The sequence below is a fragment of the Mycobacterium sp. GA-0227b genome, from assembly GCF_001499855.1.
In the GTDB taxonomy this organism is placed as follows: Bacteria; Actinomycetota; Actinomycetes; order Mycobacteriales; family Mycobacteriaceae; genus Mycobacterium.
In genome coordinates this window covers 494,019-509,098 of record NZ_LQIK01000012.1, presented here as the reverse complement: position 1 = coordinate 509,098, position 15,080 = coordinate 494,019, and the positions used below count along the sequence as shown (strand labels likewise).

The window sequence follows — 15,080 nt, the reverse complement described above, 5'->3', positions numbered from 1 at the left end:
CATGGAGAGCACCATTTATTGTCCGGACAAATAGCATGGGCGACCTTCTGAGCCTGGACGGGCGCATCGTCGTGGTCTCGGGCGCGGGCGGCGGCGGCATCGGCACCACCGTGACTCGGATGGCGGCCGAGGCCGGTGCCACGGTCGTCGCCGTGAGCCGGTCGAAGGAGAACCTCGACGAACACGTCGCGCCGCTGGCCGCGCAGGGTTTGCCGGTCGTGCCCGTGGCCGCCGACGCGTCCACCGACGACGGCATCGCGACCGTGATCGACCACGTCCGTCACACCGACGGCGACCTCTACGGGTTGGTGAACATCGCGGGCGGGGCAGCGCCGGCGACCTGGATGCCCTCGACGCGCGTGACCCGTGATGACTGGCGCGCGCTGTTCGCGGCGAACCTCGAGACCTCGTTCTTCATGAGCCAGGCGGTGAGTCGGGAACTGCGCAGCCTTGGCCTGAAGGGGTCCATCGTCTCGGTTTCTTCGATCAGCGGGATGAACACCGCGCCATTCCACATCGCCTACGGAACGGCCAAAGCTGCGATCGTCGCCATGACCCGCTCCATGGCCGCCGAGCTCGCGTCCGACAACATCCGCATCAACGCCGTCGCGCCCGGTGTGACCGAAACCGCCGCGTCGGCCACCTACGTCGACACGGACCCCGATCGCGACCGCCGGGCGATCGCGATGGGCAGACGCGGCCGGCCCGAGGAACAGGCGGGCGCGATCCTGTTCCTGCTGTCCGATCTGTCCAGCTACATCACCGGTCAGACGCTGCTCGTCGACGGCGGTCTGAACCTGAAATGGACGCATCTCGGCGCCGACAACACCTCGCTGTTCCTCAAGGACGAGAACTTCCGCGCAGAGATCAGCCGGTTCTAAGGAGTTCACCGTGACCCATACAGATGCCCGCGCGACCGACGCGCAAGTCGGAGTGCCAGAAGAGCTTTCGGAACCCATGACCATCAGCGTGGACGCCTACGTCTCGGAGGACTACGCCCGCGCCGAGCGCGACAAGCTGTGGCGCAAGGTGTGGCAGCAGGTCGGCCGTGTCGAGGAAATTCCCGAGGTCGGCAGCTACCTCACCTACGACATCCTCGACGACTCGATCATCATCGTACGAACGGGCGCCAATGAATTCGCGGCACATCACAACGTGTGCATGCACCGCGGCCGCCGCCTGGTCGACACACCTGACGGCGCGAAGAACGCTGTCGGACGGGCGCGCAAGTCGTTCGTATGCGGATTCCACGGCTGGACATACGGTCTCGACGGGGCGTGCACCCACATTCGTGAGCAGGACGACTGGAAGGGCGCGCTGACGCCGGACAACACCCATCTCGTCCCCGTCCAGGTCGACACCTGGGGCGGTTGGCTGTTCATCAACATGGACCCCGACTGTGAGCCGTTGGCGGACTTCCTCTTCCCGGCCGCGAAGATCCTCGACCCGTTCGGCCTGGAGAACATGCGCTACAAGTGGCGCAAGTGGCTGTATTTCGACTGCAACTGGAAAGTCGCGATGGAGGCCTTCAACGAGACCTACCACGTCTTCACCACGCATCCGGAGTTCAACAAGTTCGGCGAGTTCAAGGGTTGGGCCAAGGCGCAGGGCAAGCACAGCAACATCGGCTACGACGCGCCCAAGGGCCTGGACGAGACCAAGTCCAAGATCCGGCTCGGGACCGGCGACCCGCGTATCTCCACCGCCGAGATGCAGGTCTACACAATGGAAGAGACCAACGCCACCACCACCCAGACACTGGTGAACGCGGCGAAGCGACTGGTCGACGAACTGCCCGAGGGCACGCCCGCCGACGAGGTGCTGCAGCACTGGCTGGCCTCCGCGCGGCGCGACGACGAGGCCCGCGGCGTCATCTGGCCCACCATTCCGCCCGACATCCTCGGCCAGAGCGGTACCGCGTGGCAGATCTTCCCGAACTTCCAGGTCGGCCAGGGGTTGACCAGCGCGCTGTGCTACAGCGCCCGGCCGCACCCGAGCTACGACCCGAACAAGTGCATCTTCGAGGTCGCCACCTACGAGCTGTACCCGAAAGGCAAAGAGCCCCAGACGGAGTGGCAGTACACCCCGAAGGAGAGCCCCAACTGGCTATCGGTGCTACCCCAGGACTTCTCGAACATGGCCGCGGTGCAGCAGGGCATGAAATCGCTCGGCTTCCCCGGCACCAGACCCAACCCCTACCGTGAGCGCAGCACCGTGAACCTTCACTACCAACTGTCCAAGTACATGGGCACCGGCGAACCGAGAGAGCTCTAGACAATGACAATGTTCGACACCTGCGGCCCCACGCAGACGCCTGACGACATCGACATCGACGCGCTGCGGGAAAAGTACGCCCAAGAGCGGGCCAAAAGGCTTCGGCCCGAGGGCTCCAAGCAGTACGTCGAGTTGTCCGACGACTTCGCCGGCTACTACGAGGTGGATCCCTACACCCCCGTCGCGCCGCGTGATCCGATCACCGAGGACATCGATGTCGCGGTGCTCGGCGGCGGCTTCGGCGGGCTGCTGTCGGCGGCGCATCTGAAGAAGGCCGGTGTCGAGGACGTCCGCATCATCGAGCTGGGCGGCGACTTCGGTGGTGTCTGGTACTGGAACCGCTATCCAGGAATCCAGTGCGACAACGAGTCCTACTGCTATATCCCGCTTCTGGAAGAGCTCGACTACATCCCGAGCAAGAAGTTCGCCGACGGCCCCGAGATCTACGAGCACTGCCGGCGCATCGGCAAGCACTTCGGCCTCTACGACTCGGCGATCTTCTCCACCCAGGTGCGCGACATGCGCTGGGACGAGGACGTCAAGCGCTGGCGTATCGCCACCAACCGCGGCGACGACATCCGGGCCCGGTTCGTCGTGCTGGCGTCGGGACCGTTCCACCGCCCCAAGCTGCCGGGCATTCCGGGCATGAAGGACTTCAAGGGGCACAGCTTCCACTCGTCGCGCTGGGATTACGACTACACCGGCGGCGACTTCACCGGGGGCATGGACAAGCTCGCCGACAAACGCGTCGCGATCATCGGCACCGGCGCCACCAGCATTCAGGTGGTGCCGTTCCTGGCCCGAGATGCCCAGCACCTGTACGTGTTCCAGCGCACGCCATCGACGGTCGATGCACGCAACAACGCGCCGACCGACCCCGAGTGGGTCAAGACGCTGCAGCCCGGCTGGCAGAAGGAGCGGCAGCGAAACTTCCACTCGTGGACGTTCGAGGGGATGGCGCTCGGCCAGCCGGACCTGGTGTGCGACTTCTGGACCGAGCTCGGCCGCAACACCGCCGCGCGCGTCCTGTCGCTCGAAGACCCGGCCTCGTTGACGCCGGAACAGTTCATGGCGATCCGTGAGGAAGAGGACTACAAGATCATGGAGCGGCTGCGCCGCCGGATCGCCGAGATCGTCGACGATGACGACACTGCCGAGTCGCTGAAGCCCTACTACCGGTTCCTGTGCAAGCGGCCGCTGTCCAACGACGACTACCTGCCGACCTTCAACCGGCCCAACGTCACGCTGGTCGATGTCTCCGATTCCAAGGGCGTCGAACGGATCACCGAGAAGGGCCTGATCGCCAACGGTCAGGAGTACGAGGTCGACTGCATCATCTACGCCAGCGGCTTCGAGATCACCACCGAGATCAGCAGGCGCTACTCGATCGATGCGATCGAAGGACGCGAGGGGGCGTCGCTGTATGACTACTGGCGCGACGGCTACAAGACGCTGCACGGCATGACGAGCCGCGGCTTTCCCAACCAGTTCTTCACCGGCTTCACCCAGGTCGGCATCTCGGCCAACATCGCGGCCAATTACGAACTGCAGGGCGAGCACATCGCTTACATCATCGCCGAGGCGCTCAAGCGCGGAGCGACGGTCGTGGAGCCGACGCCCGAAGCGCAGGACGACTGGTGCAAGACCATCCGCGAATCCGCTGTCGACAACTCGGCTTTCGACGCGTCCTGCACGCCCGGCTACTACAACAACGAAGGCGGCGGCGGGGGCGAAGGCATCCGTTCGCATCTCGGCGAGCCCTACGGCCCCGGTTTCTACGCGTTCGGCGACTTGCTCAAGGAGTGGCGCGACAAGGGTGATCTCGATGGCCTGGAGTTGGGCACGTGACCCCTCGCTCGCGCCGAGTGCACGGTCGTTGCACATATTCTCGCGATTCCCGTACAAGAAGCGTGCAGTCGGCGAATGAGTGACCTTCGGTTCGACGGCCGCGTTGCGGTCGTGACGGGCGGCGGCAGGGGACTGGGCCGCGAGTACGCCATGCTGTTGGCGGCGCGGGGCGCCAAGGTCGTTGTCAACGATCCGGGTGCGAGCCTCGTCGGCGACGGCTCCGATGCCACCCCCGCCACGGACGTTGTCGCCGAGATCACCGCTGCCGGTGGGGAAGCCGTCGTCAGCACCGACTCGGTGGCCACTCCCGCGGGTGGCAAGGCGATCATCGACACCGCCATCGAGCATTACGGGCGCATCGACATCCTGGTCCACAACGCCGGCATCGTCCGTCGCGCCCCGCTGGCGGAGATGAGCTACGACGACTTCGAAGCCGTGCTCGACGTCCATCTGCGCGGGGCGTTCCACGTCGTGCGCGCCGCATTCCCGGCGATGTGCGACGCCGGCTACGGCCGCATCGTACTGACATCCTCGATCGGCGGCCTGTACGGCAACCACGAGGTCGCGAACTATGCGGTCGCCAAGGCGGGCGTGCTCGGGCTGTCCAACGTCGCGGCCATGGAAGGCGCAGCGCACGGCGTCAGGAGCAACGTGATCGTGCCCGCCGCGGTCACCAGGATGGCCGAGGGCATCGACACCTCGGCGTATCCGCCGATGGGTGCCGACCTGGTGGCCCCCGCGGTGGGCTGGCTGGCGCACGAAACCTGTTCGATCACTGGAGAAATGCTGATCGCGCTGGCGGGCCGCATCGCGCGCGCTGCGGTCGTGGAAAGCCCGGGCGTGTATCGGCCGTCGTGGACGATCGAGGACGTCGGCGAACACATCGCCGCCATCCGCGACATGTCTGAGCCCGTGGTGTTCCCCGTCGTGCCCGACGGGCACAACGAGCACATCGGGTACAGCTTCGCGATGGCCCAGCGGGGAGCGATCCATGCCTAGCGGACCGCTGGCCGGCGTGCGCGTCGTGGACCTCACCGCGATGGTGATGGGCCCGTACTGCACGCAGATCATGGCCGACATGGGCGCAGACGTGATCAAAGTCGAACCGCCGCAGGGGGACAACACCCGCTTCATCTCGGTGGGGCCCGCACCCGGGATGAGCGGGGTGTTCGTCAACGTCAACCGCGGCAAGCGCAGCGTGGTGCTGGACTTGCAGACCGAGAGCGGCAAGGCCGCGATGCGCGCGCTGATCGAACAGGCCGACGTGTTCATCCACTCGATGCGCGCCAAGGCGATCGCCAAGCTGGGCTTCGGCTATGACGAGGTCGCGTCGATCAATCCGGCGATCGTCTACACGAACTGCTACGGCTACGGCCGCCGCGGACCCGATCGAGATCGGCCCGCCTATGACGACACCATCCAGGCCGAAGCCGGATTGCCCGCCGTGCAGCGGCAATTGACGGGTGAGGCCGACTTCGTCGGCACGATCATGGCCGATAAGGTGGCCGGACTGACCGCCCTGTATGCGACGACGATGGCGCTGTTCCATCGCGAGCGCACCGGAGAGGGGCAGGAGGTCGAGGTCGCCATGTTCGAGACGATGGCATCCTTCATGCTGGTCGAGCATGCCAACGGCGCCATGTTCGACCCCCCGCTCGGGCCCGCGGTGTACCCCCGCACGGTGGCGCCCAACCGCAGGCCCTACCGCACCAGCGACGGCTACATCGCCGCGCTGATCTACAACGACAAACACTGGAGAGCGTTCGTCGACGCGGTGCAGCCCGCGTGGAACAACGACACCTACGCCACGCTCGAACGACGGGCCCACAACATCGATGTGGTCTACGGGCTACTGGCCGAGACGATGAAAGAACGCACGACGGCCGAGTGGCTGGCGCTGTTCCGTGAACTCGAGATACCCGCGGCGCCGCTGAACACGCCCGACGCGCTGTTCGACAACGTCCACCTCAACGCGGTGGGGCTGTTCGAGACCGTCGACACTCCGCAGGGTCCCGTGCGGTTCCCCGGCGTGCCGACCTGGTTCTCCCGCACGCCGGGCAGGGTCGCCGGACCCGCCCCGGCTTTGGGCGCCGACACCGAGGCCGTGCTCGACGAACTCGGGCTCAACGCACCAGTGGAATCGGTCTAGGCCATGGACTTCGAGATGGGTCCCAAGGCCGCCGAGTTGCGACGTGAACTGCGCCGGCTGGTGAAAGAGCATGTCCCCGAGCATTATCTGGGTGCGTTCACCGATGACCCCGCCGATCTGGAGATCGCCCAACGGTTCTGCCGCATGCTCGCAGAACGCGAACTGCTGTGCCTGTCCTGGCCCAGGGAGTTCGGCGGCGGTGGCGCGTCAGTGTGGGAGCAGACCGTGGTGCGCGAGGAGATGTGGGCGCACCACGAACCGCGGGGCGCGCAATACATGGGCGTCAACTGGGTCGGCCCGATCATCATGCGCCACGGCACCGAAGAGCAGCAGCGCAAGCATCTTCCGCCGATCGCACGCGGTGAGGTGATCTGGTGTCAGGGGTTCTCCGAACCCGAGGCGGGCTCCGACCTGGCGTCGCTGCGCACCAGCGCCCGGCGCGATGGCGACGGTTGGCTGGTCAGCGGGCAGAAGATCTGGACGTCGTACGCGACGATGGCGCAGTGGTGCTTTCTGCTGGCGCGCACCTCTCGGGTGGGAGAAGGCGCAACGCAAAAGAAGCAACAGGGACTGACCATTTTCCTTGTGCCGATGGACGATCCGGCGATCCAGGTCCGGCCGATCCGCTGCATGATGGGCCCGCATCACCTCAACGAGGTGTTCTTCGACGACCTGCGCGTCACGGAAGCTGACGTGCTCGGAACCGTCGATGCCGGCTGGTCGATCGTGCAGGACGTGATGGCCTTCGAACGGGTCGGCATCGCGCGATACGCGCGCTGCGAACGGCTGCTCGCCGCGGCGCCCACCGTGCTCGGCGACCGCTGGAGCGACCTGCCCGCCGAGTTGCGCGGCCGGTGGATCCGGATGCTGACGCACTGCCGTCGCGCCCGGTTGATGGCCTATCGTGTGGTCTCGCTGCAGAGCAGCGGACGCATCCAGCCGGGCGATGCCGCCGCCTACCGAATTGCGGTCACCAAGCTGGACCAGGACAGCGCGGAAGTGCTGACGGACATCGCGGCCGAAGTGTCGCACGACGATTCGCACGCCAAGTGGTTCCTCGGCGAGGTCGAGGACCACTGGAAGTACTCGCAGGCCTCGACCGTCTCGTCGGGCAGCATCGAGATGCAGCGGATCCTGCTGTCCCGCGCGTTGTTGGCGGCGTCGAGATGAACGAAATGATGCTCGACCTGTCCGACGCCGCCAAAGAGTTCGGGCACGAGGTGCTTCGGGCATTCGAGGCGGCCGGCGGCGACCAGCTGGTGCAGCAGGCCGAGGCCAAACCGGGGGAGCGTGACTCGCTGGTCGGTGCGATCCTCAACGGGCTCGGTGCGTGGGAACTCGATGCGCGCAGCGACGCCGACGGCCTCGAAGCCGCCGCCGCGTTGTGTCGCAGTGCGGGCTACTGGGCGCTGCCCTATCCGGTCGCCGAGCGCTTGGCCGCCCCCACCGATCTCGACACCGACGGGCTGATCGTCGTGGCGGGCAGGCGACCATCGGCAGCCATAGCGGGTCTCGAAAGCCGCTGGACCGCAGTGACTCTCGACGGCGTACGCAGCGCCGTGACCGGGCTAGGCCCCACTGGCGCAGGCTTCGTCGCCGAAGTACAGACCGTCCACATCGATGACGACGGTGCCGCCGACGTCGCGCTTGCACTGGTGTTGCCGTGTTGGACGCTGCTCGGCATGCTCGACAGGGCGATCGAATTGACCATCGCACACGTCACCCTGCGCAAGCAGTTCGGCCAGCCGCTCTCGTCGTTCCAAGGTGTGCAGTTCCAGCTGACCGATGCCGACGTCGAGCGCAGCGGCCTGGACATCCTCGCCAAGTACGCGCTGTGGAGCGTCGGTACCGCACGGCCAGAGGCGCTCAACGACGCTCTGGCCCTCCGGATGTCGGCGCTCGAAGCCGCCGAAGTCGTGTTCCGGGTGTGCCACCAGTTGCACGGAGCGGTCGGCTTCTGTGACGAGACCACGCTGTCATGGCTGTCGCGGTACAGCCAGCCGTTGCGCCGGCTGCCGCTCGGCCTGTCCGCCACCCGTGACGAGCTGACCCGCAGGGCGGGCAGCGCGGGCCTGACGGGGTTGTACGCATGAAGGTTGCGGTGATCGGCACCGGCTTCGGCAAGCACGCGGCGGCGCCCGCGTACGCCGGTCTCGGATTCGATGTCGAGGTCGTCAGCCCGCGCGACGAAGCCGCGGTCAAGGCCGCGCTCGCCTCCGGCGTCGATCTGGTCTCCGTTCATTCGCCACCGTTCCTGCACCTCGAGCACGTCAGCGGCGCGATCGAGCAGGGCCGTGCGGTGTTGTGCGACAAGCCGTTCGGGCGTAACGCCGACGAGGCGGCGCTGATGCACGCGAGGGCTCGCGAGGCCGGTGTGCTGCACTTCCTCAACTTCGAGTTCCGGTTCAACGAGTCCTGGGCGCGGCTCAAGGAATTGGCCGACGGCGGAGCGATCGGAGCACCCCGGCACCTTCACTGGTCATTTTTCGGAAGCGGGCTGCGGGGCCGCAAGCACGGCTGGATCAACGACCGCGATCTCGGCGGCGGCTGGATCGGAGCCTACGGCTCACATCTCATCGACTTCACCCGCTGGTTGTTCGGCAGCGAGATCGCCGACTGCGGCGGCCTCACCCGCATCGACATCGAGGGCGCAACCGCCGAGGACAGCTACTCGGCGTGGTTCGCAATGACCAACGGCGCCACGGCAACCCACGACACGGGTTTCGCGGCCGCCGTGCCATCGCCACCGACGGTCACGCTGATCGGCAGCGAGGGCACCATCGAGCTGACCGCGGACACCACGCTCGTGTTGCGGCGGTCCGGTGCCGATCCGGAGACCGCCGAGTTCGCGGCGCCACCCCGGCGGTCGCCACCACCCGCGCTGGCGGCATACCTGGCCGGCGTCGGCGAGGCGTTGCGCACCGGCACTCAGATCGGCCCGTCCTTCGACGACGGCCTCGCCGTCGCACGCGCCATGGACCTGCTGCGGGCCAAGGCGGTGCGCGCATGACTCCCGCCGAAACTGAAGAAATGCACGAGAATCTGCCCAAAACAGCTGCACAAGCTCAGTTTCGGCAGATGGTGCGAGACTGGTGCGTCACCCACGTTCCCAAGGATTGGCGTGCCAGCCAAACCGGCGCGACCGACGACGAGTTCGTCGCATTCCAGAAGGCCTGGTTCGCCGAACTGCACGCCGCCGGCTTCGCGGTGCCGCACTGGCCGGCCGAGTGGGGCGGAGGCATGTCGGTGGCCGAGCAGGTGGTGCTGTATCAGGAGTTGGCCGCGCACGACGCGCCGCGACTGGTCCTCGCTTTCGTCGGCATTCATCACGCCGCGTCGACGCTGCTGGTCGCGGGTACCGAGGAGCAACGGCGCCGGCACCTTCCCGCGATCCTCGACGGCGAGATCTGGGTGCAGGGCTTCTCCGAACCCGAGGCCGGCTCCGACCTGGCGAGCCTGCGCACCACGGCCCGAAAGGAGGGCGACTGCTACGTCATCAACGGGCAGAAGCTCTGGGCCAGTGGCGGCAAACATGCCGATTGGTGCCTGCTGCTGGCCCGCACCGATCCGAATGCGCCCAAGCGCAAAGGCATCTCGTACTTCCTGCTCGACATGACCACGCCGGGGGTGGAGGTTCGGCCCATCCGCAACGCGGTCGGCGACTCGCACTTCTGCGAGATCTTCCTCAACGACGTCTCGATTCCGGCCGCCAACCTGGTCGGCGAGGAGAACGCCGGCTGGCAGGTCGCCCAGGCCACGCTCGGCGCTGAACGCGGCATGACGATGCTCGAACTCGCTGAGCGACTCGGCAATGCGGGATTCCGATGGCTGGCGCAAAGTGCGCCGGTCGACGACCCCGTGGTGGCCGACCGGCTCGCGCAGTTCGAGATCGAGATCACCGGCCTGCGCGGGCTGTGCCGAAAGCTGGTCGAGTCCGCCGAAAACCCAGAGCGCGGCGAACCAGGACCAGCGGACGCGTCGATCGTCAAACTGTTCTACAGCGAACTGCTGCAACGCATGACCGACTTCGGCGCGGAGATCGGCGGATTGGCCGCCCACACGGAATTGGCCAAGCCGATGTCGAGCGGTTGGGAGTCAGGCGCCTGGGTGCTCGACTTCGTCGGGTCCTGGGAGTGGACCATCCCCGGCGGTGCGAGCGAGATCCAGCGCACGATCATCGGCGAGCGAGGCCTCGGCCTGCCCCGGGAACCGATGCCCGAGCGGGACCTTGTGTTACCGCGAGAATCGGCTGGAGCCTGATGACCTCCGAATTCGCCGAGTTCCACGACGAACTGCGCTCCGTGGCGGGCGATCTGCTCGCCAAGGACCGCCGCGTGCCATGGTCGACATTGGTGGACGCGGGCTGGGTCGGGCTCGAGGTGCCCGAGCAGTTCGGTGGCGGCGGCGCATCGTTCGCCGAAACCGCCGTCGTCTGCGCGGAGATCGGCCGTGCCGCGAGCGCAACCAGCTACCTCGGTAGCGCGGTGCTGGCCGTCGGCACCCTGAACACGTTGCAGCCCAGCGATATCCGAGACAGCCTGCTCATTGATATTGCCAATGGCGACACCAGGGTGGCCGTCGCGCTCGGCCCGTACGACTTCGTGCCCGACGCCGAGGGCGCCGACCGGATCCTGATGGTGACCGACCGCGGTGTCGGCGTGACCGACGTACCGGCCGCGCCGCGGCCAGTGGTCGACGAGACACGCAGCCTGGCCGCGGTGCCGCCGGACGCACAGCTCATCGATCTGCTGCCGTTCGCCGGGGATCCCCATGCCGCAGTGCAGCGGCTACACGACCGCGCCGCCGTCGCGATCGCCTGCGACAGCCTCGGTCTGAGCGAGGCCATGCTCGACGCGACCGTCGGCTACACCAAGGTGCGCCACCAATTCGGCAGAGCCATCGGGTCATTCCAGGCCGTCAAGCACGCCTGCGCCGACATGCTGGTCGCCGTCGCGGTGTCCCGGCAACTCGTCGGCGCCGCCGTGCAATCCATCGCCGAGAACCGGTCCGACGCAGGCGTAGCCGCCTCGATGGCCAAGGCGCACGCCTGCGCGGCGGCCGTCGACATCGCCGGCAAGGCCATGCAACTGCACGGCGGCATCGGATACACGTGGGAGAGCGGAATCCACGTGTACCTGAAGCGCGCCGCGCTCAACCGTTCGCTGTTCGGCTCGCCGGCAGCACACCGTAGACGACTAGCACAACGCTATCTGTAGAGAAATCAAGGAGTTTCACGTGGGCCTACCCGTATACAAGCGCATTCTGGACCTCTTCGAGGCCGAGGGTGTCAACACGCTGTTCGGCATCCCGGATCCCAACTTCGTGCACATGTTCTCCGAGGCCGAAGCGCGGGGCTGGTCGGTCGTGGCGCCGCACCACGAGCTGAGCGCCGGCTTCATGGCCGAGGCGGCGTCGCGGATGACGGGCAAGCCCGGTCTGTGCATCGGAACGCTGGGACCCGGTGTGGCCAACATCGCCGGAGCCATGATGTGCGCTCTGGTGGAGAACTCGCCGGTGATCTTCCTGGGCGGACAGCGGGCGCGCATCACCGAGCGCCGGGTGCGCCGCGGCCGGATCCAGTTCGTGCAACAGGAGGGCTTGTTCGCGCCGTCCGTGAAGTACAGCAGCTCCATCGAGTACGCCGATCAGACCGACGAGATCATCCACGAGGCGATCCGCCGGGCGATGTCAGGCACGCCGGGCCCGTCCTACGTCGAGTTCCCGTCGCACGTCATCCTCGAAGAGCTCGACCTTCCGGAAGTCTTGCCGCCGAACAGGTATCGCCTCGTCAATCAGGGCGCGGGGGAGCGTGAGGTCGCCGAGGCCGCCAGGCTGATCCGCGAGGCCGAGAGCCCGATCCTGCTGGTCGGTCACGGCGTGCACACCTCCCGCACGCAGCAGGAGGTCAAGGAGCTGGCTGAGCTGATGGCCTGCCCCGTGATCCAGACGTCCGGTGGCACGTCGTTCATCCCGGGACTGGCCGAGCGCACGTTCCCCTACTTGTTCTCCCCGGCCGCCAACGAGGCGGTCGAGGGTTCCGATCTGTGCGTCGCGCTGGGTACCGAACTCGGCGAGCCGATGCACTACGGCCGGACCCAGCATTGGGCCGGCAACGATGCCAACCGCAAGTGGGTGTACGTCGAGCAGGACCCGACCGCCATCGGCGTGAACCGGCCCGTCGACGTGGCGCTCGTCGGTGACCTGCGCGGCGTGGTGCCTCAGCTCGTCGAGGCGTTGCGCGATACCCCGCGCGCACCGTCGGCCAACCTCGAAGCCCTGATCAAGTCGGACGCCGCCGAGCTGGCGCGGGTGGCGGAGGAGGCGCCGACCGGACGCACCCCGGTGCACCCGGCGCGCTACGTCGTCGAGGCGACCAAGGCGTTCGCCGAACTCTCCGACGGCATCATGGTGCGCGATGGCGGCGCGACCGTGATCTTCCAGTGGACCTACTCGCAGTCCAAGCCGCGCGACGTGATCTGGAACCAGAATTTCGGCCACCTCGGCACCGGCCTGCCGTACGCCGTCGGCGCCTCGGTCGCCGAGGGCGGCAAGCGTCCGGTCATGTTGCTGACCAGTGACTCGGCGTTCCTGTTCCACATCGCGGAGCTGGAGACCGCGGCGCGGCAGAACTTGCCGCTGGTGTGCGTGGTCGGCGTCGACCACCAGTGGGGGCTCGAGGTGGGGGTGTACAAGCGCACGTTCGAACAGCCGTCTCCTCAGCCCGGCGTGCACTGGAGCAAGGACGTCCGGATGGACAAGATCGCCGAGGGCTTCGGTTGCCACGGCGAGTACGTCGAGAAGGAGGAGGAGATCGGCCCGGCGATCGCCCGTGCCTACGCCAGCGGCAAAGTCGGTGTGGTGCATGTGTGCATCGACCCGACGGCGAACTCCGAGGAGATGCCCAAATACGACCGATTCCGCACCTGGTATGCAGAAGGCACCCAGTAGCGCGGAAAGTAGGGAAGGCTCAAGCCATGCGCGAATATCTGAAGTTCTACATCGACGGTCAATGGGTCGACCCGGTTCGGCCCAACACCCTCGAGGTCGACAACCCGACCACGGAAAAAGTGTCCGGCAAGATCGCGATCGGTTCCTCGGCCGACGTCGACGTGGCGGTGCAGGCGGCGCGCCGCGCGTTCGGGACGTGGTCGCAGACCAGCCGTGAGGAACGCCTCGACGTGCTGCAGGCGATCATGGGCGAGTACCAGAAGCGGGCAGCCGACCTCGCCGACGCGGTCAACGAGGAGATGGGTGCACCGGCCTCATTGGCGGCCGGGCCTCAGGTCAACCTCGGACTCGGCCACCTGGCCACCGCGATCGATGCGCTGAAGAACTTCGAGTTCGAGGAGCAGCACGGCGCCACGCTGGTGGTCAAGGAACCGATCGGTGTCTGCGGCCTGATCACGCCCTGGAACTGGCCGATCAACCAGATCGCGTGCAAGGTCTTCCCGGCGCTGGCCACCGGCTGCACGATGGTGCTCAAGCCATCGGAGGTGGCGCCCTACAGCGCGCAGATCTTCACCGAGATCATCGACGCGGCAGGCGTTCCCGCGGGCGTGTACAACCTGGTCTACGGCGACGGTCCGGGTGTGGGCGCGGCGCTGTCGAGCCACCCCGACATCGACATGGTGTCGTTCACCGGGTCGACTAGAGCAGGTGTCGACGTCGCGAAGAACGCCGCGCTGACGGTGAAGCGGGTGACGCAGGAACTCGGCGGCAAGAGCCCGAACATCGTGCTCGACGACGACGACTTCGCCAAGAGCGTGACCGCGGGCGTCTCGGTGATGATGATGAACAGCGGCCAGAGCTGTAACGCGCCGTCACGGATGCTGGTGCCGAACTCCCGCATGGAGGAGGCGATGGCGATCGCCCGCGAGGTCGCGAGTGCGGTGAAGGTCGGCGACCCGGACGACAAGACCGCGATCGGGCCGGTCGCGTCCAAGGCGCAGTTCGACAAGATCCAGGGGCTGATCCAGAAGGGCATCGACGAGGGCGCCACCGTCGTCGTCGGCGGCTGCGGACGCCCCGACGGGCTGGAGAACGGCTACTACGTCAAGCCGACGGTGTTCGCCAACGTCACCAACGACATGACGATCGCCCGCGAGGAGATCTTCGGCCCGGTGCTGTGCATCCTCGGCTACGACGACCTGGACCAAGCGGTCGAGATCGCCAACGACACGGAATACGGTCTGGCCGGCTATGTTTCGGGCGCCGACCTGGAGAAGGCTCGTACGGTGGCGCGCCGGATCCGCGCCGGGTCGGTGGCGATCAACCACGGGTTCGACATGAACGCGCCGTTCGGCGGCTACAAGCGCAGCGGCAACGGGCGCGAGTGGGGCCACTTCGGGTTCGACGAGTTCCTGGAAGTCAAGGCCGCATTGGGTTACGCGCCGGAGGCGGCGGCCGGATAAGACGCGGTCCTTCGCCGATTGTGCGGTCTGCGACGGATTTCGGCCTATTTCCGTCGCCAGCTGCACATTCGGCGTGGTTACGGTTTGAGCAGCGGCCGCAGATCGTCCAGGCGATCGAACAGGTGCCAGACGTACGACGACGACCCGTCCTCGCGATGCGGGTGCAGGTCCGCCAGGTCGGGATCGTCGCGGTAGCTGTCGAAGGCGTCCTTTGAGTCCCATTCGACGAGGATCAGCACCTTGCGCGGTTCGATGTCACCCACGACCGCCTCCCGGAACTGTCCGAGGGCGACGACGCGACCGCCGTGCTTGGCAACCTCCTGTGGTGAGCGCTTCGAGTAGGCGAGGTACTCGTCGCGATCGGCGATGTCGAAGAGGTTCAGCGCATATATCGTCAC

The 15,080-nt window shown here is 66.8% G+C and carries 13 protein-coding genes; 12 read left to right on the top strand and 1 reads right to left on the bottom strand.

What is annotated here, in order from left to right:
* The first annotated feature begins 35 nt into the window (after positions 1-35).
* The 12 genes from AU185_RS12880 (at position 36) to AU185_RS12825 (ending at position 14,682) form a co-directional block, all read left to right on the top strand.
* A complete protein-coding gene (locus AU185_RS12880) occupies positions 36-881 on the top strand; it encodes an SDR family NAD(P)-dependent oxidoreductase (protein ID WP_059098179.1) in 846 nt (281 codons plus the stop codon).
* A 76-nt stretch (positions 882-957) separates the two neighbouring features.
* A complete protein-coding gene (locus AU185_RS12875; protein ID WP_156425510.1) occupies positions 958-2,274 on the top strand; it encodes an aromatic ring-hydroxylating oxygenase subunit alpha in 1,317 nt (438 codons plus the stop codon).
* 3 nt (positions 2,275-2,277) lie between these two features.
* Entirely contained in the window at positions 2,278-4,122 is a 1,845-nt protein-coding gene (locus AU185_RS12870) for a flavin-containing monooxygenase (protein WP_059098177.1), read from the top strand.
* 75 nt (positions 4,123-4,197) lie between these two features.
* A complete protein-coding gene (locus AU185_RS12865) occupies positions 4,198-5,121 on the top strand; it encodes an SDR family NAD(P)-dependent oxidoreductase (RefSeq protein ID WP_059098176.1) in 924 nt (307 codons plus the stop codon).
* Positions 5,114-6,271: a CaiB/BaiF CoA transferase family protein gene (locus tag AU185_RS12860; RefSeq protein WP_059098175.1), complete on the top strand. Its 1,158-nt coding sequence runs from the start codon at positions 5,114-5,116 to the stop codon at positions 6,269-6,271. The genes AU185_RS12865 and AU185_RS12860 overlap by 8 nt, the downstream gene beginning before the upstream one ends.
* Before the next feature lie 3 nt (positions 6,272-6,274).
* On the top strand, positions 6,275-7,441 hold the full coding sequence (locus AU185_RS12855) for an acyl-CoA dehydrogenase family protein (protein WP_059098174.1): 1,167 nt from the start codon (positions 6,275-6,277) through the stop codon (positions 7,439-7,441).
* Positions 7,442-7,446: 5 nt separating this feature from the next.
* On the top strand, positions 7,447-8,364 hold the full coding sequence (locus AU185_RS12850) for an acyl-CoA dehydrogenase family protein (RefSeq protein WP_059098442.1): 918 nt from the start codon (positions 7,447-7,449) through the stop codon (positions 8,362-8,364).
* Positions 8,361-9,281 (top strand): Gfo/Idh/MocA family protein, encoded by a 921-nt coding sequence (locus tag AU185_RS12845; protein WP_059098173.1) that lies wholly within the window; start codon positions 8,361-8,363, stop codon positions 9,279-9,281. The genes AU185_RS12850 and AU185_RS12845 overlap by 4 nt, the downstream gene beginning before the upstream one ends.
* 20 nt (positions 9,282-9,301) lie before the next feature.
* A complete protein-coding gene (locus AU185_RS12840; protein ID WP_059098172.1) occupies positions 9,302-10,531 on the top strand; it encodes an acyl-CoA dehydrogenase family protein in 1,230 nt (409 codons plus the stop codon).
* The gene (locus AU185_RS12835; protein WP_059098171.1) at positions 10,531-11,487 is read left to right on the top strand and encodes an acyl-CoA dehydrogenase family protein; all 957 of its coding nucleotides are present in this window, start codon (positions 10,531-10,533) and stop codon (positions 11,485-11,487) included. The genes AU185_RS12840 and AU185_RS12835 overlap by 1 nt, the downstream gene beginning before the upstream one ends.
* Positions 11,488-11,506: 19 nt before the next feature.
* Positions 11,507-13,219 carry a thiamine pyrophosphate-binding protein gene (locus AU185_RS12830; RefSeq protein WP_059098170.1) on the top strand — a complete coding sequence of 571 codons (1,713 nt, stop codon included), beginning with the start codon at positions 11,507-11,509 and terminating at the stop codon, positions 13,217-13,219.
* Positions 13,220-13,245: 26 nt separating this feature from the next.
* Positions 13,246-14,682 (top strand): aldehyde dehydrogenase family protein, encoded by a 1,437-nt coding sequence (locus AU185_RS12825; RefSeq protein WP_059098169.1) that lies wholly within the window; start codon positions 13,246-13,248, stop codon positions 14,680-14,682.
* Positions 14,683-14,759: 77 nt separating this feature from the next.
* On the opposite strand, the gene AU185_RS12820 is transcribed toward AU185_RS12825, so the two are convergent.
* A complete protein-coding gene (locus AU185_RS12820) occupies positions 14,760-15,080 on the bottom strand; it encodes a DUF1330 domain-containing protein (RefSeq protein WP_172800260.1) in 321 nt (106 codons plus the stop codon).